15 protein-coding genes and 2 pseudogenes are annotated in these 20,030 nt (G+C 61.3%); 10 read left to right on the top strand and 7 right to left on the bottom strand.

Features of this window, described 5'->3' with window-relative positions:
- Window positions 1-2 precede the first annotated feature (2 nt).
- Window positions 3-995, bottom strand: a complete 993-nt coding sequence (locus tag BS629_RS21270) for a lytic transglycosylase domain-containing protein (RefSeq protein ID WP_018517217.1) — start codon at window positions 993-995, stop codon at window positions 3-5.
- Window positions 996-1,166: 171 nt separating this feature from the next.
- Between BS629_RS21270 and BS629_RS21265 the strand changes: the two genes are divergently transcribed.
- Together BS629_RS21265 and BS629_RS21260 are read left to right on the top strand one after the other, a co-directional pair.
- Window positions 1,167-1,889, top strand: a complete 723-nt coding sequence (locus tag BS629_RS21265; protein WP_018241759.1) for a glutathione binding-like protein — start codon at window positions 1,167-1,169, stop codon at window positions 1,887-1,889.
- 174 nt (window positions 1,890-2,063) lie between these two features.
- A complete protein-coding gene (locus tag BS629_RS21260) occupies window positions 2,064-2,834 on the top strand; it encodes a gamma-glutamyl-gamma-aminobutyrate hydrolase family protein (RefSeq protein WP_018241758.1) in 771 nt (256 codons plus the stop codon).
- Between the two features lie 103 nt (window positions 2,835-2,937).
- Here BS629_RS21260 and BS629_RS21255 read toward each other — a convergent pair whose 3' ends face one another.
- The 5 genes from BS629_RS21255 to BS629_RS21230 form a co-directional block, all read right to left on the bottom strand.
- On the bottom strand, window positions 2,938-3,597 hold the full coding sequence (locus tag BS629_RS21255) for a peroxiredoxin (RefSeq protein ID WP_018241757.1): 660 nt from the start codon (window positions 3,595-3,597) through the stop codon (window positions 2,938-2,940).
- A 291-nt stretch (window positions 3,598-3,888) separates the two neighbouring features.
- Window positions 3,889-4,887, bottom strand: coding sequence for a TRAP transporter substrate-binding protein (locus tag BS629_RS21245; protein WP_018241756.1), 999 nt, complete (start codon window positions 4,885-4,887; stop codon window positions 3,889-3,891).
- A 13-nt stretch (window positions 4,888-4,900) separates the two neighbouring features.
- Window positions 4,901-6,733: a TRAP transporter large permease gene (locus BS629_RS21240; RefSeq protein ID WP_018241755.1), complete on the bottom strand. Its 1,833-nt coding sequence runs from the start codon at window positions 6,731-6,733 to the stop codon at window positions 4,901-4,903.
- A gap of 24 nt (window positions 6,734-6,757) precedes the next feature.
- Complete coding sequence (locus BS629_RS21235; RefSeq protein ID WP_018241754.1) at window positions 6,758-7,888, bottom strand: LLM class flavin-dependent oxidoreductase; 1,131 nt, start codon at window positions 7,886-7,888, stop codon at window positions 6,758-6,760.
- A gap of 14 nt (window positions 7,889-7,902) precedes the next feature.
- Window positions 7,903-8,763, bottom strand: coding sequence for an ABC transporter substrate-binding protein (locus tag BS629_RS21230; protein WP_018241753.1), 861 nt, complete (start codon window positions 8,761-8,763; stop codon window positions 7,903-7,905).
- 219 nt (window positions 8,764-8,982) lie between these two features.
- Between BS629_RS21230 and BS629_RS21225 the strand changes: the two genes are divergently transcribed.
- The 8 genes and pseudogenes from BS629_RS21225 to BS629_RS21190 all read left to right on the top strand — a co-directional run bounded on the left by BS629_RS21225 (window position 8,983) and on the right by BS629_RS21190 (window position 19,216).
- A complete protein-coding gene (locus BS629_RS21225) occupies window positions 8,983-9,348 on the top strand; it encodes an ArsR/SmtB family transcription factor (RefSeq protein WP_018241752.1) in 366 nt (121 codons plus the stop codon).
- Window positions 9,349-9,355: 7 nt separating this feature from the next.
- Window positions 9,356-9,929: pseudogene (locus BS629_RS21220) on the top strand (glutathione S-transferase family protein).
- Window positions 9,930-10,100: 171 nt separating this feature from the next.
- Window positions 10,101-10,688 (top strand): ANTAR domain-containing response regulator, encoded by a 588-nt coding sequence (locus tag BS629_RS21215; protein ID WP_018241751.1) that lies wholly within the window; start codon window positions 10,101-10,103, stop codon window positions 10,686-10,688.
- Window positions 10,689-10,722: 34 nt separating this feature from the next.
- On the top strand, window positions 10,723-12,003 hold the full coding sequence (locus BS629_RS21210) for a CmpA/NrtA family ABC transporter substrate-binding protein (protein ID WP_018445684.1): 1,281 nt from the start codon (window positions 10,723-10,725) through the stop codon (window positions 12,001-12,003).
- A gap of 479 nt (window positions 12,004-12,482) precedes the next feature.
- Window positions 12,483-13,751, top strand: coding sequence for an MFS transporter (locus BS629_RS21205; protein WP_018241749.1), 1,269 nt, complete (start codon window positions 12,483-12,485; stop codon window positions 13,749-13,751).
- Between the two features lie 16 nt (window positions 13,752-13,767).
- The gene (nirB, locus tag BS629_RS21200; protein WP_003558768.1) at window positions 13,768-16,218 is read left to right on the top strand and encodes a nitrite reductase large subunit NirB; all 2,451 of its coding nucleotides are present in this window, start codon (window positions 13,768-13,770) and stop codon (window positions 16,216-16,218) included.
- A 4-nt stretch (window positions 16,219-16,222) separates the two neighbouring features.
- A complete protein-coding gene (gene nirD / locus BS629_RS21195) occupies window positions 16,223-16,558 on the top strand; it encodes a nitrite reductase small subunit NirD (RefSeq protein WP_018241748.1) in 336 nt (111 codons plus the stop codon).
- Window positions 16,559-19,216, top strand: a pseudogene (locus BS629_RS21190) (nitrate reductase). It begins immediately after the preceding gene.
- Between the two features lie 37 nt (window positions 19,217-19,253).
- On the opposite strand, the gene BS629_RS21185 reads toward BS629_RS21190, so the two are convergent.
- Window positions 19,254-19,931, bottom strand: coding sequence for an HAD family hydrolase (locus BS629_RS21185; protein ID WP_018241746.1), 678 nt, complete (start codon window positions 19,929-19,931; stop codon window positions 19,254-19,256).
- Window positions 19,932-20,030: the final 99 nt, after the last annotated feature.

The raw sequence follows: 20,030 nt of genomic DNA, 5'->3' as shown, positions 1-20,030 counted from the left end.
GCTCAACCAGGCCCGCTATTCCTGAAAACAAGGCAGGTGCCGCCCTGTTTGCGGATCTGGTTGCAGAGGTCGTTGGCTTCCAGGCGTGTCTGCCGGCCGATGCGGGCAGCATAACGCGGGCGAAAACCAAAGCTGCGATCGCGCTGGCGCAGGATCAGCGGCTGCTCCGCATTCAGGGGCGCGGGCAGATCCTGCACTGCATCGAGAAACATGCGCCTGACTACCGCGACATTCGCATTCGCCGCAAGTTGGACGCCCCAGGGCGCCCATTCACCCTCCTGACGCCAGGGCGTGTCCTTCAACGTCCGTCTCTCCGCAAGCGCCACGCAAGCATCGAGGAAGGACTTGTCCTTGTCGAGCGGGGCAGCCGCATCTTCCGGAGGATTATCCTTCCATTCCTCGATGGTATGCGCGGTGATTGCCAGGACGTAACCGCGTGTCTCGTAAGGTAATCTCCCTGACGTTAGGTAAGAGGAAAGTCCGTTTTCGCCAGCATTATAGGCGGCGGCGGCAAGGCCGAGATTGCCGAAACGATTGCGCAATTCGTCGAGATATTGAGCCGATTTCCGCAGGGCTTCCAACACCTGGTAGCTGTCTTCAAGACCGCGCAGTTTCGCCGTTCCGGGCATGAACTGCGCAATGCCCTGCGCTCCTTTGAAGCTGACTGCATCGGGGCGAAAGGTGCTTTCCCGCCAGATGAGACGGGCGAAATAATCCGGCGGCAATTGATTGGCGCTGGCGAAATGCTCGATCGCGACGCAAAGGTCTCGATTGAAACTGTCCTTACGGATGCAAAGCGTCTCACCCGATTCCGACGCCGAAGTCCCCGAATAGAGACAGGCCGGCGCCCCAGCGCTTCCTTCCGGCTGGGCCCTTACCGTGTCTAGTTGGGAAAACAGAAGGCAGAGCGAAAGCATGGCTTTCGCCGATCTCCTCCCCATGTCGGACTGACATTTCCGGCCTATCATCGGATCTCGGCGGGTTCGAACTTCCATCGCGACGCTGAATTCTCAATACCATCGATACGGGTAGGAAGCTTCCCCCATTTCCCTCTCTGCACCAGGTTTCTAATTTCGCCAGCAATTTTGGAACAGATATATTCGACCTGCCACGGTCGCAGCGTCATCCTCTTCACCAGGACTATCTAAGCGAACGAGGATAAGCAGATGATTGATCTCCACTACTGGCCGACGCCGAACGGCAAGAAGGTTTCGATCTTCCTGGAGGAAACCGGCACGCCCTACCGGCTGGTGCCGGTCAATATCGGCCGGGGCGACCAATTCAAACCTGATTATCTCAAACTCAACCCCAATCACCGCATGCCGGCCATCGTCGATCACGAGCCTGCCGATGGCGACGGTCCGTTGAGCGTGTTCGAATCCGGCGCGATCCTCTTCTATCTCGCCGAGAAGACCGGTAAATTCTGGCCGCAGGATCTGCGCGGCAAATACGAGGTCACGCAATGGGTGATCTGGCAGATGGCGAACCAGGGGCCGAAACTCGGCGAAGCCGGTCATTTCCGTCGCCTTGGCGATCGCGAAGGCGACCAGTCCTATGCGGTGCGGCGCTTCACGGACGAAGCCAACCGCCTCTACGGCGTTCTCAACATGCGGCTTCGCGACCGGCGCTATCTGGCCGGTGAGGAATTCACCATCGCCGATATCGTCAGCTATCCCTGGACCGTCAACTGGCAGGCACAGGGTCAGGACATCGACGAGTTCAAGCATTTCAAGCGATGGTTCGAGGAGGTCGGCGCACGGCCTGGTGTCCAACGCGGCCTGGCGGTCGGCGCCGATCTTGGCACCGACAACAGTAAGCTCTCCGAAGAGGAGCAGGCGCGCATCCGCAAGATCCTCTACAACCAGCGCGCCCTTCCCGTTCCGGATTGAGCATCGGCTGCGATAGCTCTTGCACCGTCATTGCGGCAAAGGATATCCATAGTGACAACCGGGCCCGCAGCCAGCCAAAGGCCGGTTCCCGCTTCGCGTCGTTGCAGATCACCTGCCCGCGGATCTTGACGGTTTGGGCAGCAGCTGGCGTTGCGACTTGGGGTGTGGCCAGCAATGACGAGACCTGTAATCGGCATCATCGGGAACGCCCGCATCGTCGAAAGCCGCTTTGCGGCCCAGCTTGTCGGAGAAAATAATCTGCGAGCAGTGGCCGATGTTGCCGAAGCCTTGCCGCTGATGTTTGCCGGCAATCCTAAACTAGCCGATATCGCGGATCTGCTGGCTGTCGTCGACGGCATTCTGCTGACGGGCGCCAGAGCTAATGTCCATCCCAGCCGCTTCAACATGGTGCCTGATCCCAAGCACGAACCTTACGATGAAGATCGTGACGGGCTGGCGCTACCATTGATTGAAGCCTGTGTTGCGCAAGGCGTTCCTGTTTTCGGTATATGCCGCGGTTTTCAGGAAATGAACGTCGCCGCCGGCGGCTCGTTGCATCCTGAAATCCGGGAATTGCCAGGACGCATGAACCACCGAATGCCGCGCCTGGAGACCGGCGAAATCCATCCCGACCCCGCCATCGTTTTCGGCGATCGTCACGATGTTCGACTTATCCAGGACGGGATGTTTGCGCGCATTCTCGGCCGAGAGACGATCCGGGTGAACTCGCTACATGGACAGGGCATCCTCGAACTTGGCGAGAGGGTCGTTGCCGAAGGAATTGCCGAGGACGGGACGATCGAGGCGATACGGTTCAAAGACGCGCCGGGATTTGCGCTCGGCGTGCAATGGCACGCCGAATACGATCCCCAAACCAACCCTGTGAATCGTGCGCTGTTTCAGGCATTCGGCGACGCGGTGAGAGCCCGCAAAGCCATCACCTAAGGTTCGATCGGTTACGGCCGACACTTCACCGCTATCAGCACCACAAAGAAAAGCCGCCGCGAAGATGTTTTCGCGACGGCTTGTAGAGGTTCGAGAGCCGGGATCAGGCCGTCGGCTGCTTGGTCTTCCTGAGATAGGGCAGAACCGTATCGAAGGCGCCGAAACGCGTGATCGCGTCTTCGTTGGACACCGCGGCAGTGATGATGACGTCATCACCCTGGTTCCAGTTCGCCGGTGTGGCCACCTGGTGCTTGGCCGTCAGCTGGATGGAATCGATAGCGCGCAGGATCTCATTGAAATTGCGGCCCGTCGTCATCGGATAGGTCAGGATCAGCTTGATCTTCTTATCGGGACCGATGATGAAGACCGAACGCACCGTCGCGTTGTCGGCAGGCGTGCGGCCTTCCGAGCTCTCGCCGGCGCCGGCCGGCAGCATGTCGTAAAGCTTGGCGACTTTGAGGTCCTTGTCACCGATCAGGGGATATTCAACGTCGAAGCCGGTGGCGGTCTTGATGTCGTTCTTCCACTTGGCATGGCTTTCCACAGGATCGACGGAGATTCCGATGATCTTGGCGCCACGCTTGGTAAACTCCCCCGCAAGGCCGGCCATGGCGCCGAGCTCGGTCGTGCAAACCGGCGTGAAATTCTTCGGATGCGAGAACAGGACGGCCCAGCCGTTGCCGATCCACTCATGGAAGCTGATCGGTCCCTGGGTGGTGTCGGCGGTAAAATCGGGGGCAATATCGTTGATGCGTAAGCTCATGGTCGGCCCTCCAAAGCCTTGTGTTCAATGTTTTTGGTCTCAAATCGAGGCCATGGGATCCGTCCGCCGGAAGCGGTCGAGAGATTGCGGTCAACAGGATCGCACCGGCCGAAGGTAAAGACTTCCCATTCCTGGATTTTAGTAAGTTATATATCACGATCACCGAAGGCATGCTCTTTCGATTTCCGGCCTGCTCCGGCATTATTTTTCCGGCAAGTGCGCGCGATGAAGAGACCGATGGTTTTCCATCGGTCCCGTCAAAAGCTGCAGGCGAACCGCCCTGCCTCTTGCTCAGGCGGCCTGGACGGATTTGATCCTGTCGATGCCACCGACAACAGGTGCGAAATCGTCCCACACACCCTGGGCGCCCTTCTGCCATTCCTCGAAGGCTTCCGGCTTCAAGAGCTTTCCGCCATGGCCAAGCGCCGTCTCAACAGATTTGGCTTCGTCGTCGACGATCAGCTGGTTGAAATAGGCGGCCCCTTCGCTGGAAGCCTGCTGGAACACCGCCTTCTGCTCGTCGTTGAGGCCGGCCCAGAAGGTCGAGGCATAATAGATGACGCCGGATGCCCAGATGTGGCCGGTCTCGGTCATATCGGGCACGACCTCATAGAGCTTGAAGCCGGCATAGGCCGATTTGGTCAGATCCATCGCGTCGGCGACACCGGTTGCGAGCGCATTATAGGTCTCGGTGATCGGAATGCCGATCGGCGTCGTGCCGAATGCGCTCCAGAGCTTGGTGTGCAGCGGGCTCTGGATGACACGGATGCGCTTACCCTTGAGCTGCTCCGGCCGCGTCACCGGTTCCTTGGTCAGGAGATGGCGGGCGCCGTAATTGATGAAATCGCCGACGACGAAATTCTGCGCCTGCAGTTTCTGCTTGAGATCGGCGCCGACATCACCACCAACGGTCCGGCGCACGTGGTCGGCATCGCGGAAGAGGAAGGGCAGATCGAGGATCTGCAGTTCCGGTGCCCAGCCGGAAAGCGACGAGACCGTCGAGAGACTGGCCTGGATGGAGCCGAGGCGCACGCCCTCGGCCACCTCCTTCTCGCCGCCGAGCGCACCGTTCCTGACGATATTGAACTTGAACTGGCCCGGCAGCTTCGCTTCGACCAGTTCGCCGATCTTCACCCAGATCTTCGTTTCCGGCTTGTCGTCGCCGAGCAGCGAAGCGATCGTGATCGTCGTCGTGCGGGCGGCGGCGGTGCGGACGAAAGCGGGCGCTGCAAGCACCGTTCCGGTGAGAGCAGCGGTCTTCAGGAAATGGCGTCGATTGAAATTATCCATGGGGTTGTCCTGTTTACGAGAAGATGATGGCCCAGGCGCAAAGGATTGCGAGCGAGACCAGGAGAGCGAGCAGATAGGGAACCACCGCCCGGAAGAGTTCCGAGGCGGGAATGCGCGTGACGCCGCTGACGACGAAGATCAGCATGCCAAGCGGCGGCGTCAGTCCGTGGATCATCAGGTTGACGACGATGATCACCCCGAACTGAATGGGATCGATGCCGGCGGCAACAGCTGCCGGCAGCAGGATCGGGCCGAACAGCAGGATCGCAGCGCCGATATCGAGAACAAGGCCGACAACCAGCAGGATGACGTTCGACAGCAGGATGACCGCAAGCGCGCTGCCGCCGAGTGCCGTCGTCAGATGCGAGATCAGCCCGGACACGTCGTCGACAGCCAGCAGGAAGGCAAAGGGGCCGGCTGTGCCGATGAGGAGACCGATTGCCGCCGCTTCAACTGCTGCCTGGCGAAAGGCGGCATAGAGCGAGAGAATGCCGAGCCGCGCGCCGATGCCGAGCAGCAGCGTGTAGAAAGCAGCAAGCGCAGCCGCTTCCGTGGTCGTGACGATGCCGATGCGGATGCCGACGACGACGATGATGCCGAGCCCGAAGGCTGGGATAGCCTGGACTGCCGATTGCCAGCGCTGTCTCGCGTTTGCGCGCGGCAAAGGCACTTGTTCGCTGACCGTCAGATGGATGGCGACTGCCAGGCATATGGCCATCAGCCCGCCGGCAAAGAAACCGCCGACGAGCAGCGAGCCGACGGAAAGATTGGTCGCCGTCGCAAGGATGAGAAATGCGATCGACGGCGGGATGACGTTGTCGAGAACCGATGTCGAGGCGATGATCGCCGCCGCCTGCGCCGGCCGATAGCCGTGTTTGACCAGTTCGGGCTGGAAGGTCGACGCGCCGAAAGCGGCATTTGCGACCGACGAGCCGGAGGCGCCGGAAAAAAGGACGCTGGTCAAGAGCGTCGTCTGCGCCAGCCCTGCCCGGCGATGGCCGACCATGGCGGCGGCGAAGCGCACGAGCTGGTTGGCGACGCCGGAGGCCGTCAGCAGGCCGCCGGCAAGCAGGAAGAAGGGAATGGCGAGCAGCAGGAATTTCGAGATGCCGGTGACGGTCGCGGAAACGATCGCCGGCTCCGGCAGGCTGCTGCCGAAGGCGATGACGACATAGGCTGCGGCAAGAAAGGCGTGCGGCAGCGGCGCAGCAAGCACGAGACCGATTGCCGCAATAAGTCCGAGGAAGATGCTCGGCGGCCAGTCGAGATCGAGCGCGACATGCGGGATACCGGCATAGAGCGCGACCCCCACGGCAAGCGAGAGAGCAGCCGGCAGGAGCTTGCCTTCGGCGATGCGCTGCAGAAGCAGCACGACGAGGATCAGCGCGCCGCCGGCGCCGAGGAAGCCGAAGCGGATCCATTCCGGCACGCCGAGCGTCGGCGAGACACCGCCGAGCATCGTCATGATCTCGCTGCCGCCAAAACTCAGGATCAGCGCCGAGAGCACGGTGAAGACATCGGCGCCGATCCGCGAGACCTTCTGCAGGCCTTCCGGCAGTATCCTGACGAAAACGTCGAGGCGCATGGCAAGCGCGCTGTTGAGGCTGAGCGGCGCGCCAAGGGCGATCAGGCCGACATGCAGCCAGATGCCGAGATCCTCGGCACCGATGAAGCCGGCGCTGAAGAAATAGCGCAGGCAGACTGTGACGAGCACCATAAAAAGCAGCACGGCGAGAACAAGTGCCGCGGCAATGCCGAGAATCGCCTCGATCGCCCGCAGCAGGCGCGCTGCCACCCCGGTGTCCGGAGCGGCCTGTTCGATCGGATGAAATTCACTGGTGGCCACGAAACTTACCTTCTGGCGAGAGGATCAGGCATTCTTGACGGTCGAAAGATCGCGATCGAAGAGCGTCGACCAAGTGTAGTTGCGCGCCTTCGAGACCTCCCTGCTGACATCGAGCCGCGGCAGCACCTTTTCGCCGAAACGATAGGCTTCCTCAAGCAGCGGCATGCCAGAAAGAATGAAAGTATCGACACCAGCCTTCTGATAGGCTTCGAGCGTGCGCAGAACCGTATCCGGAGAGCCGACGATCGCCGTGCCGGGGCCGGGCCTGACCAGGCCGATGCCGGCCCAGAGGTTCGGTGCAACTTCGAGATCGCGCAGATTTTCCGGCTTCAGGCCGCCGTGCAAGGCCGTCATGCGCTGCTGACCGACGGAATCGCTTCTTGCGACGAAACGCTGGTTGGCGGTGATCGCCGCATCATCCATGCGGCCATAGAGATCGGCCGCCGCCTCCCAGGCCTTTTCGTCGGTGTCGCGAACGATGACGTAGAGACGGATGCCATATTCCAGTTCACGGCCGTAGTGGGCGGCCCGCGCCTTTACCGCTTCGACCTTCTCGCCGATCTGGGCGGGCGTCTCGCCCCAGGAGAGATAGGTGTCCACATGTTTCGCCGCGACTTCAAGCGCCTTATCCGAGGAGCCACCGAACCAGAGCGGCGGCGGTGCGATGCTCTCGCCGACCGGCAAGGCGAGCTTGGCGCCGTCCGTCGAGAAATACTTGCCCTGATGGGTAACGCTCTCGCCGGCAAAGAGCCGGTGCCAGAGCTGCAGATATTCGTCCGCCATGTCATAACGCTCGTCATGCGGCAACATCATCCCGTAAGCGCCGAGCATCTTGGCGTCGCCGGAGACGACATTGATCAGCAGCCGGCCGCGGGCGAACTCCTGGAAGGTCGCCGCCATCTTGGCAAGCAATGTCGGCGCGACGAGACCGGGATGGATGGCGACGAGAAATCGCAGCCGCTCGGTGTGAGCAAGCAGCGCACTCGCCAGCACCCAGACGTCGTGGGCGCCGGTCGCAAACAGGGCGCCGGTGTAACCCAGATGGTCATAGGCCTGGGCAAGCTGCTTGTAGTAGCCGTAGTCGACCTGACGTGAGCCTTCCGGCTGCCAGGGATAGGCGCCGTCGGGTGCGCACATGTACCAGAAAACGTTCATCTCCCGATTCCTTGTTATTTCGTCATTTCCGGGCGTTTCAGCACGATGGGCTTGGCGAAGTGGCCGTGACGCAGCAGCGTGTCGGCCTCTTCCTGTTGTTCGGCAATGATCTCGTCGTCGATCGGAAACACCGTGAAGTCGCGCGAGCGCACCACCTTTTCCCAGGCATCGATATCCGTTCCGCCGCGGTCGCCAGATCCGCCGCGGTCGCCCGATGCAAGAAGTCTGGCAGCAGTGCGTGGATCGGCAGCGATCTCGTTACCGATCCGGCTGAGTTCGGAGACGACCGCCCGAATTTCCGCCGCCGAAAGGCCGTTCCGCTCCAATGTCCAGAACAAAGAACGGTTGGGAATGGCCGCGCCGCAACGGACGATCAACCTGACGTCGTCGCGCTCCAGCGCCTTTTCGAGACGCGGCGACATGGCGACCCAGGCATCGACACGCCCTTCGAGCAGATCGGCGAGCGAGTCGCGCGCGCCGCTTTCGACCCGCTCAACATCGGGCAGGCTCATCCCCTCACCTTCGAGGCTACGGGCCAGCAAATAGGTGTGAAACGAACCGTCGACCAGCGAGATCCGGCGGTCTTTCAGCTCAGCGACGGAGCCGATCGGACTGTCGCTCCTGACGAAGATAGCGCCGTTGGCCGGGCGCGGCGCGGAGGCAGCGATATATTCGACGCCGAGCCCGCGCATATCCGCCTCGATCGGCGGCGTCGAGCCGGTGCCGCCGAGATCGATGTCGCCACTTTCCAGCAGCGCCGCGGTATCGCGGCCTTCGGCATAGGAGACGAATATCGGCTGCAGATCGACAAAGGCGCCGGGCCAGAGCCGCGCGAGACGAAGATGCAGGTTATTGGGATGAACACCAATTTTCATTCTGTGCGACCGATAACGTGGCTCATAGCAGTCAATTTACTTTTTTATAAATTGATTGCGAGGAAGCGATTGTCGTCAGCAGGAGAAAATCGCCTTTGAAATCCCATAAAATCGATAGGCAATGAAATCTTTTACCAGATCGAGCGAAGTGAGCGAGCCGGAGTTGAAAATTCAGCGCCGTCACTTTACTTTTTTATAGAACCTTCAAGGACGATACCGTTGACGAAGCCCGTTTCCTCAAGAGTCTGCCGCGATGTCGGCGCAGCCAGCGAATTGCTGAAGCTGATCGCCAATGCCAACCGCCTGGCGATCGTCTGCTATCTGATGGAGACGGAAGCCCCGGTCTCGGCGATGGAGGACGAACTCGGTATCCGCCAGCCGACGCTTTCCCAGCAGTTGAGCGAGCTTCGCGAGGCCGGTGTGATCGAAGGACGCCGCGACGGTAAGGCGATCGTCTATCGCGTCATTGACCCGCGCGTCGAGACGATCGTGCAAACTCTGCGGGACATGTTCTCTGGCCTCGACGATGTCACCGGGCGCTTCGGAATGACGAAGCTGCCGGTCGACGAAATGATGTTCGATTGAACCTGGGATGATCGACCTCTATACTTGGATCACGCCGAACGGGCTCAAAGTATCCATCGCACTCGAAGAGTTTGGCCTTTCCTATCGCCCCCATGCGATCGACATCACCAAGGGGGACCAATTCCTGCAGGATTTTCTCGCCATCAATCCGGGCAGCAAGATTCCTGTTATCATCGATCACGAGACCGGCATTACGCTTGCCGAATCCGGCGCCATCCTGCTCTACCTCGCCGAAAAGGCCGGCCGCTTCCTACCCCGGCAGGGTGCCGCCCGGCATCACGCGATCGAATGGCTGATGTGGCAGATGGGGGGTTCGGGCCGACGCTCGGTCACGCCCATTATTTCCTGACCTACAACAGCGGCGAAGCGCCATTCGCTGAGGATCTCTTTCGCAGGGACACCCGCCGCCTGTACGAGACGCTGAACGCGCGGCTCGAAGGCCGCGACTATCTCGTCAACGCAAGATCGACCTGAATGCTTTCCCTTATGTTAGGCAATGGTATCTCAGGCTTGCCGCACGGCCACAGCTCAAGCGCGGTTACGCCATTCCTCATTTCACATCCGAAATACCGCAGCCGTGAAGAGACCTTGCCCGGCAGCAATTCTTCGCCGAATTTCGCCAGCTAAGCTACGTGGCGCATTGATTTCGCCCGAAAGTGCGGCAGTTTGATTATTTTTTGCGCACACCTATTTGTGCACACTTTTCAGGCGAACGCCTTGCCAAAATTGCTGCAGTGCGTCATGAATAGACAATGACTCATCTCGATCTGACAATTCTGGTGATCGACGAAAATGCCATACGCGCCTCCATCATCGAAGAAGGACTGCGCGAGGCAGGGCATGTGCGCGTCACCGTGGTCCACGAGGTCAACGGCATCGCGCGAATCATCGAAACGCTGATGCCCGACGTGATCATCATCGATATCGAGAATCCCAACCGCGACATGATGGAGCATCTGTTCCAGCTGACGCGCACGGTCAGCCGCCCGATCGCCATGTTCGTCGATCGCTCCGACACGGCCTCGATCGAGGCTGCCGTCGATGCGGGCGTCTCGGCCTATATCGTCGACGGATTGAAGAAGGAACGCGTCAAACCGATCCTCGACATGGCCGTCAGCCGCTTCAATGCCTTCAACCGGCTACGGCGAGAGCTTGCCGATGCCCGCTCCGCGCTGGAGGAACGCAAGCTGGTCGAGCGCGCCAAGGGCATATTGATGAAGATGCGCGGCCTGTCGGAGGAAGAGGCTTTCGCCCTGCTGCGCCAGACAGCGATGAACGAAAAGAAGAAGATGTCGGAAATCGCCCAGAGCGTCGTCACTGCCGCTGGGCTGTTGATGTAATGGCCGACCTGATGAATTTCCGGAGGAAACCGGAGTGGATATGATGACAACGACCTCCAACTCCGGCGGCGAGCTGCCCTCGCCCGTGCGGGTGAACAACGAAGGACCGAAAGTGCTGCGGGCCGGTTTCATTCCGCTCGTCGATGCATCGGTGCTGATTGCCGCCGCAGAATTCGGCTTCGCGCGGAAGGAAGGCCTGACGCTCGATCTCGTCAAGGACGTCTCCTGGGCGAATGTGCGTGACCGCCTGGCATTCCGCCAGTTCGACATTGCCCACATGCTGTCGCCGATGCCCGTCGCCTCCATGCTCGGCCTCGGCTCCAATCCCTCACCGACGATCACGCCATTTTCGCTGGGGCGCGGCGGCAACGCGATCACGCTGTCGACGCGGTTCTTCGACAGGATGCGGAATGACGCGGGATTGCCGGAAACGGCAAGCGCGCTCGACAATGCCCGCGCCCTGGCAAAAATATTGGCGGCAATGAAGGCCCGCGGCGAGCCGCTGCCGACTTTCGGGGTCACCTATCCCTTCTCCTCGCACAATTACGAATTCCGCTACTGGCTGGCGGCCGGCGGCATCGATCCCGACAAGGACGTCAGGCTTGTCGTGGTGCCACCGCCCATGACTTCGGATGCGCTGGCAGCCGGTGCGATTGACGGTTTCTGCGTCGGCGCGCCGTGGAACATGGTCGCTTCAGAGCGCGGCGTCGGCCGCATCGTCGCCGCCAAACAGGATATCTGGCCGTCGGCACCGGAAAAGGTAATCGGCATGCGGCCGGACTGGGCGGAAAGCCATCCGGAAACCGTTTCCCGGCTGATCGTGGCCCTCGACGCGGCAGCCCGCTGGTGCGACCGGCCGGAAAATCACGACGCGCTGGCGGCAGCTCTAGCCGACCCGCGCTATATCGCTGCCCCCGTCGAGATTATTCGCCGTGTGCTCGCCGGCGAATTCAGCCTCGACGCAAAAGGTAACCGCCGCATCATCACCGATTATTTCATGTTCCATTCCGGCTTCGCCAATTATCCCCGGCCAAGCCATGCGCTGTGGATTTACAGCCAGATGATCCGCTGGGGACAGGCCGAGGTCAGCCTTAACATGGCAAGGGCCGCAGCATCCGCCTACCGCCCGGATCTCTACCGGACGGCTCTCGGCGACGGCAACGCACCCGACGATGCCGATATCCGCATCGAAGGCGGCGACGAGGGCGACCGCTTCATGGACGGCCACGTCTTCGACCCGGCTAGGTTGCCTGATTATGTCGCAGGCTTTGCCGTTAAAAGCGCCCTGCCCTTCATGTCCGACGACGAGGCCTGATTGACGCCGGCCTGCACAAAACGCCAGCAAGGATCTGCCTGCCTCACAACAAGCGCACAAAAGATTTGCACGACTGATGGCGGCCTGAAAAACATGCATCCGTCAGATTTTTGAATAATATGATTTACATTCAAGGGCTTGTACAAGTGACAACAAACTGGCACGCGGTTTGCATTGTCATTATTGCACCGGTCAATGGCGATCAGCGCAGAATGAGCGCGCGATAGGCGCTCATAGGAGACACAGAGGTTACCCCTTCAGATCGAAGATGTAATCTAAGCTTGAGCAAGCCGGCACGGATTGCTTCCAGGCAACAGGGCTAGAAGGCCCAAGAATTCGGCGTCCAACGGCGGGCGCCACCAGCAAAGCCGCTGATCAGGATATTTCGCGCACCTCGTGTATGCGCGTCCTGACCAGCGGCTTTTTGTTTTAACCCTCAGCGATGGATCGGCACGACCTTGTCGGGCCCCGGAGAAGTTATGTCTGTCATCGAGAAAGCACATCCCATGTCGGCCGGCGAACCAGCCAAAGCATTGTGGATCTCCACTGTAGCCTTCACCCTCTGTTTTGCCGTGTGGACGATCTTCGCGATCATCGGCATTCGCATCAAGCAGGATCTCGGGCTGAACGAGGCCGAGTTCGGATTGCTGGTCGGCACCCCCGTGCTGACCGGCTCGCTCGTGCGCATCGTCCTTGGCATCTGGACGGGGCGCTACGGTGGCCGTCTCGTTTACACGCTCACCATGCTGGCCGCCGCATTGGCGACTTTCCTGCTCTCCTACGCCCAGACTTATACGCAGATGTTGATCGCCGGCCTTGGCGTCGGCCTCGCCGGCGGCTCCTTCGCGGTCGGTGTCGCCTATGTCTCGCCTTTCTTCCCGGCTGAGAAGCAGGGAACCGCGCTCGGCATCTTCGGTGCCGGCAATGTCGGCGCGGCTGTGACCAAATTCGCGGCGCCTTTCGTGTTGCTCGCATGGGGCTGGCAGGCGGTTGCCGAGATCTGGGCCGTCTGTCTGGCACTGATGGCAATCGTCTTCTGGTTCACCACGACCGATGATCCGGCCTACCGTCTCCGCCGCGAACGCCGCGTCGCCACCAAGAGTTTTGCCGAGGAATTCGCGCCGCTGCAGAACGTTCAGGTCTGGCGCTTCTCGCTTTACTATTTCTTCGCCTTCGGCGGTTTCGTCGCCCTGTCGCTGTGGCTGCCGCGCTATCTGGTCGGCGTCTACGGCTTCCACCTGGAAACCGCCGGCATGATCGCGGCCGCCTACTCCATCCCGGGCAGCATCTTCCGCGCCTTCGGTGGCGTGCTGTCGGACAAGAAGGGCGCGCGCAGCGTGATGTATACGATGCTTGCCGTATCGGCCGTGGCCACCCTCATCCTTTCGCTGCCGGCTGCTTCTGGGGCCGGGACAGGTCCGGCCTTCGGTATCACCCCCGTCATCTTCATCGTCGTCATCTTCGTGCTCGGGTTCTTCATGAGCCTCGGCAAAGCTGCCGTCTACAAGCACATTCCGGCCTACTACCCAGAAAACGTAGGCGCAGTCGGCGGCATCGTCGGGATGATGGGCGGCCTTGGCGGCTTCATCCTTCCGATCGCCTTTGGCCTCCTCAAGGACATAACCGGTCTCTGGTCCAGCTGTTTCCTGCTGCTCTTCGCGATCGTCGTGATCTCTCTCATCTGGATGCACCTGTCCGTCAAGCAACTGTCGCGCCAAGGGCACTCGGCGCCCCTGGCTGCAACCTGATCAAGGACCTGGAAATATGACCGAAAAACTTGTCATCATCGGCAATGGCATGGCGCCCGGGCGCATGCTGGAGCACCTCTTCGAGCAGGCGCCGGGTCGCTATGAAGTTACGATCTTCAATGCCGAGCCGCGCGTTAATTACGACCGCATCATGCTGTCGCCGGTTCTCTCAGGAGAAAAGGACTACGAACAGATCATCATTCACGGCGACGGCTGGTATATCAAGCATGGCATCATGCTCTACAAGGGCCACAAGATCGTCAACATCGATCGCGCCGCCAAGACCGTCACCTCCGACCACGGCGTCACCGAAAGCTACGACAAGCTGGTGATCGCAACCGGTTCCGTGCCTTTCATCATTCCCGTTCCCGGCAAGGATCTGCCCGGCGTCATCACCTATCGCGATCTCGATGACGTGCAGGCGATGCTGCTTGCCGCTCAATCGCGCGAAAAGGCTGTCGTCATCGGCGGCGGTCTGCTTGGCCTTGAAGCGGCAGCCGGCCTTGCCCAGCGCGGCATGGACGTCACCGTATTGCACGTCATGCCGACGCTGATGGAACGCCAGCTCGACCCCGCCGCCGGCTACCTGCTGCAGAAGGCGGTCGAGGAACGCGGCATCAAGGTCATCTGCAAGGCCAATACCAAGGCGATCGTCGGCAACGGCAAGGTCGAGGGCATCGAGCTTGACGACGGCCGCATCATCCCGGCAACGCTGGTCGTCATGGCCGTCGGCATTCGCCCGAGTGTCGGCCTGGCGAAGGACGCCGGCATTGCAGTCAATCGCGGCATCGTCGTCGATGCCGGCATGCAGACCTCGGATGGCGACATTCTCGCGCTCGGCGAATGTGCCGAGGTCGGCGGCATGGTCTATGGCCTTGTTGCGCCACTCTATGAAATGGCCCGCATCGCCGCCGCGCATCTCTCCGGCGATCGCTCGCCCGCCTTTGTTCACGCGGATACGCCGACCAAGCTCAAGGTCACCGGCATCGAGCTTTATTCACTCGGCGACTTCGCCGACGGCGACGACCGCGAGGAGATCGTGCTGCGCGATGCCAGCGCCGGCGTCTACAAGCGCCTGGTGCTGAAGGACAACAAGATCATCGGCACCGTGCTTTACGGTGAGACCGCTGATGGTGCCTGGTTCAATGACCTGAAGAAGAAGGCAACCGATATTTCGGAGATGCGCGAGACGCTGATCTTCGGACAGGCCTATCAGGGAGGGTCGCCGCTGGACCCTATGGCGGCCGTTGCAGCCTTGCCGGATGACGCGGAGATCTGTGGCTGCAACGGCGTATGCAAGGGCAAAATCACCTCGACGATTTCGGGCAAAGGGCTGACGTCGCTCGACGACGTGCGCGCCCATACCAAGGCATCCGCCTCGTGCGGCTCCTGCACCGGCCTCGTCGAACAACTCATGGCACTGACGCTCGGCGACAGCTACAACCCGGCTGCGGTCCAGCCGATGTGCACCTGCACCGAACTCGGCCATGACGATGTCCGCCGCTTGATCAAGGCGAAGGGTCTGAAGAGCATCCCTGCCGTCATGCAGGAGCTCGAATGGAAGACTTCCTGCGGCTGCGCCAAATGTCGGCCGGCGCTCAACTACTACCTGGTCTGCGATTGGCCCGACGAATATGCCGACGACTACCAGTCGCGTTTCATCAATGAGCGCGTGCACGCCAACATCCAGAAGGACGGCACCTACTCCGTCGTTCCGCGGATGTGGGGCGGCGTCACCAATGCGAACGAGCTGCGCGCCATCGCCGATGTCGTCGACAAATTCGAGATTCCGATGGTGAAGGTCACCGGCGGCCAGCGCATCGATCTGCTCGGCATCGAGAAGGAAGACCTGCCCGCCGTCTGGGCCGATCTCGGCAAGGCCGGCTTCGTCTCCGGCCAAGCCTATGCCAAGGGTCTGCGCACGGTGAAGACCTGCGTCGGCTCTGATTGGTGTCGCTTCGGCACGCAGGATTCCACCGGTCTCGGCATCCGCATCGAGAGGTTCATGTGGGGCTCCTGGACGCCGGCCAAACTGAAGATGGCCGTGTCCGGCTGCCCGCGCAACTGCGCGGAAGCAACCTGCAAGGACATCGGCGTGATCTGCGTGGATTCCGGTTTCGAGATCCATTTCGCTGGTGCAGCCGGGCTCGACATCAAGGGCACGGAGGTCCTTGGGCTTGTCCGGACCGAGGACGAGGCGCTGGAGCATATCGTGGCACTGACGCAGATGTACCGCGAGCAGGCCCGCTATCTCGAGCGGATCTACAAGTGGGCCAAGCGCGTCGGCCTGGAGGAAATCCGCCGCCAGATCATGGGCGATGCCGAAAAGCGCAAAGCCTATTACGAACGCTTCGTCTTCAGCCAAAAATTTGCCCAGGTCGATCCCTGGTCGGAGCGTGTCTCCGGCAAGGACAAGCACGAGTTCAAGCCGATGGCGACGATCGGCTATCCGCAGGCTGCAGAGTAAGGAGATGGATATGAACTGGATCGCAATCGGTGACATCTCCGATATCCCGCTACGCGGTGCGCGCTGCGTGAAGACGCCGCAGGGCAAGATTGCCGTCTTCCGCACGGCCGAAAACGAGGTCTTCGCCATCGAGGATCACTGCCCGCACAAGGGCGGCCCGCTCTCCCAGGGCATCGTCCACGCCAAGTCAGTCACCTGCCCGCTGCACAACTGGGTGATCTCGCTGGAAACAGGCAGGGCGCTCGGCGCCGACGAAGGCGAGGTCCGGACGATACCGGTGCTGAACGAAGACGGCCGGCTATTCATCGCCTTGGAAAGCCTGATGATGGCGGCGGAATAGATGGCGGCTGAGGTCAAAACCACCTGTCCCTATTGCGGCGTCGGCTGCGGCGTTCTCGCCACGATCGACGAGGCAGGCGCAGTCAGCGTCAAAGGAGATCCCGAGCATCCGGCGAATTTCGGCCGGCTCTGCTCGAAGGGTTCTGCCCTTGCCGAAACCATCGACCTCGATGGCCGGCTTCTCTACCCCGAGATCGCAGGCGAACGGAGCGACTGGGACGAGGCGCTTGATCTGGTCGCCCGGCGTTTTTCTGAAACGATCGCCGAACACGGGCCTGACGCGGTTGCCTTCTACGTCTCGGGCTAGTTGCTGACCGAGGATTACTACGTTGCCAACAAGCTGATGAAGGGCTTCATCGGTTCCGGCAATATCGACACCAATTCAAGGCTCTGCATGTCCTCTTCCGTGGCGGGGCATCGCCGCGCCTTCGGCGCCGATACGGTGCCTGGGACCTATGAGGATATCGAGCTTGCGGATCTGGTGATCCTGACCGGCTCCAATCTTGCCTGGTGTCATCCCGTCATCTACCAGCGGCTTGCCGCCGCAAAGACGGCGCGGCCAAACATGCGGATCGTCGTCATCGATCCGCGCCGGACGATGACCTGCGATATTGCCGACCTGCATCTCGCCATCCGTCCGGACGGCGACGTCGCGCTGTTCATGGGACTGCTTGCCCATCTCGCGACCAGTCCGGCAATCGACCAGAATTATATCGCCGCCCATACCGAAGGTTTCGCCGAAGCTTTTGCGGCGGCGGCAGCGCTTGATATCAACGATCTCCTGGAGCGGACCGGCCTGCCGGCCATGCAGATCAGGGAGTTCTTCCGCCTGTTCGAGACGACGCCGAAGGTCGTGACCTGCTACAGCCAGGGTGTCAACCAATCCTCCTCCGGCACCGACAAGGTCAATGCAATCCTCAACTGCCACCTGGCGACCGGTCGCATTGGCCGTCCCGGCATGGGACCGTTCTCGCTGACCGGCCAGCCCAACGCCATGGGCGGGCGCGAGGTCGGCGGTCTCGCCAATATGCTTGCCGCCCATATGGCGATCGAGAATGCCGACGATCGGGATCGCGTGCAGCGCTTCTGGAACTCGCCCGTCATCGCCGCAAAGCCCGGCCTGAAGGCAGTCGACATGTTCCGCGCCGTGGCCGACGGGCGCATCAAGGCGCTCTGGATCATGGCGACCAATCCCGTCGTCTCGATGCCGGATGCCGACAGCGTCGAAAGCGCGATCGCCGCCTGTCCCTTCGTCGTCGTGTCGGACATCCTCAAAGAGACGGACACGACCCGGCACGCAGATGTGCTTCTGCCCTCGCTCGGCTGGGGCGAGAAGGATGGCACCGTCACCAATTCCGAACGGCGCATTTCAAGGCAACGGCCGTTTCTCGACATTCCCGGCGATGCGAGGGCGGACTGGTGGCAGCTTGCAGAGGTCGGACGCCGCATGGGATTTGCTGGCGCCTTCGATTTTGATGCGCCGGACGCAATCTTTGCGGAGCATGCCGCGCTTTCGGCCTTCGAAAATAACGGCAGCCGCGATTTCGACATCGGCGCGCGCGCCGGCATGAGCGGCGGCGCCTATGAGGAGCTGTCGCCCTTTCAGTGGCCGCACGCCGCAGGGACCGCACCCAGCGTCACCCGCTTCTTTGCCGAGGGCGGTTTCTTCCATCCCGATGGCAAGGCGCGCTTCGTCGCGGTCAAACCGCCCGCAACCGATCGCACCAATGCCGAGTACCCCTTCACGCTGAATACCGGGCGCATCCGCGACCAGTGGCACACGATGACGCGAACCGGAAAAAGCGCGCGGCTTTCTGCCCATATCGCCGAACCTTTTGCGGAAATCCATCCGCGCGACGCGATCGAGACCGGTATATCAAGCGCGGGCCTCGTCGAAATCGACAGCCCACACGGCAAGGCAATCGTCAGGGCGCTGGTCACCGATCGCCAGGCACGCGGCGGCATCTTTGCGCCGATGCACTGGAACGACCAGTTCGCCGCAAGAGCGCGGATCGACGCTGTGGTCGCACCGATCACCGATCCTGTTTCCGGTCAGCCGGCATCGAAGAACGTTGCCGTCGCCGTCCGGCCGTTTCGCGCCACCCATTACGGTTTCGCCGTCTCCGCCACAAAACCCGCCACGCCTGACGCCGCCTATTGGGCACTGGCAAAAGCCGCCGGCGGCTGGCGGCTGGAGCTTGCTTTCAGCGAAAACGTCGAAGACTGGACGGCCTGGTGCCGCGCGGTTTTCGCCATTCCGGCAGAGATCGAACCGCTTGGTTATGCCGACCGGCAATCCGGCGACCTGAGGCTCGCCTTCTTCGATGGCGAGGTCTTGCTTGCCGCGCTGTTTCTCGCCCGCGAGCCCGTCGCCGTCGCACGCAATTGGGCGATCTCGCAGCTTTCAGCCTCGCATGGCGACCTCAGGAAACGCTTTGCGCTCGTTGCAGGCCGTCCCGGCGCCGGCAGGCCGGATCCGGGCGCAACCGTCTGCTCCTGCTTCAGTGTCGGGGTCAACCAGATCGCTGCTGCCGTGCGCGGCGGATGTCACGGCGTCGAGGCGGTCGGCAAGGAAACGAGCGCTGGAACCAATTGCGGCTCCTGCCGCAGCGAAATCGGCAGGATCATCGATCGCTGTCTTGCCGCAGCCGCGGAGTGAACCGTACAAAAGCAAGCAGGACGCAGCCGGAGCATTGTCAGGCCCTGTTCGGGACGATCAGCATCCTGTGTTCGGCCGCGATGCGGACCGAGACCTCGTCATAGGATGAGAGAGTCGGGTGCGGCGTCTCCATCTTGTGGTGATGTGTTGCCGTGATGACCATGACATCGGCACCCGCCGCCTCGCCGGCGGTGATGCCGGCTGCGACATCCTCGAACACCAGGCAATCCTGCGTGCTGACGCCGAGGCGTTCGGCTCCGAGAATATAACATTGCGGGTCGGGTTTTCCGACCTTGACGTCCTCAGCCGTCACCATAAATCTCGGCACCGGCAAGCCTGCTGCCTCCAGTCGCCGGTGAGCAAGGCGCAACGGCGAGGAGGTGACGATCGCCCAGCGATCCGGGGGCAATGAACTCAGAAAGGTCGCGGCGCCGGGAATGGCAACGACATCGCTGACATCGGCGATTTCAGCCTCGGTCACCAGTCTTGATTCATGTTCGGGATCAACGCCGGGCAGGTTCAGCCGGGTGATCGTGTCAATGCCGCGCGATCCATGCATCTTCGGCAAAAACGTGGCGACATCGAGCCCATGGCGCCTTGCCCAGTCACTCCATGCACGCTCGGCCGCATGGATCGAATTGAGGATGGTGCCGTCCATATCGAACAGGAAGGCGGCATACGGCTTCTCAAAGCCGCGGGGCATCGGCATAGACAAAAGGCTGAATCCTTCAGGGAAAGAGTCGAACGGTGGTCGCTGTCTCGATGAAACGGCAAATCATGGCGTTTTGCAAGCTTTCGGGAGGATGGCGGTGAC

The sequence above is a fragment of the Rhizobium leguminosarum bv. viciae USDA 2370 genome (assembly GCF_002008365.1).
GTDB classification, from domain to species: domain Bacteria; phylum Pseudomonadota; class Alphaproteobacteria; order Rhizobiales; family Rhizobiaceae; genus Rhizobium; species Rhizobium leguminosarum.
The sequence above is the reverse complement of the archived record's forward strand: the minus strand, read 5'-3'. Positions and strand labels throughout refer to the sequence as shown.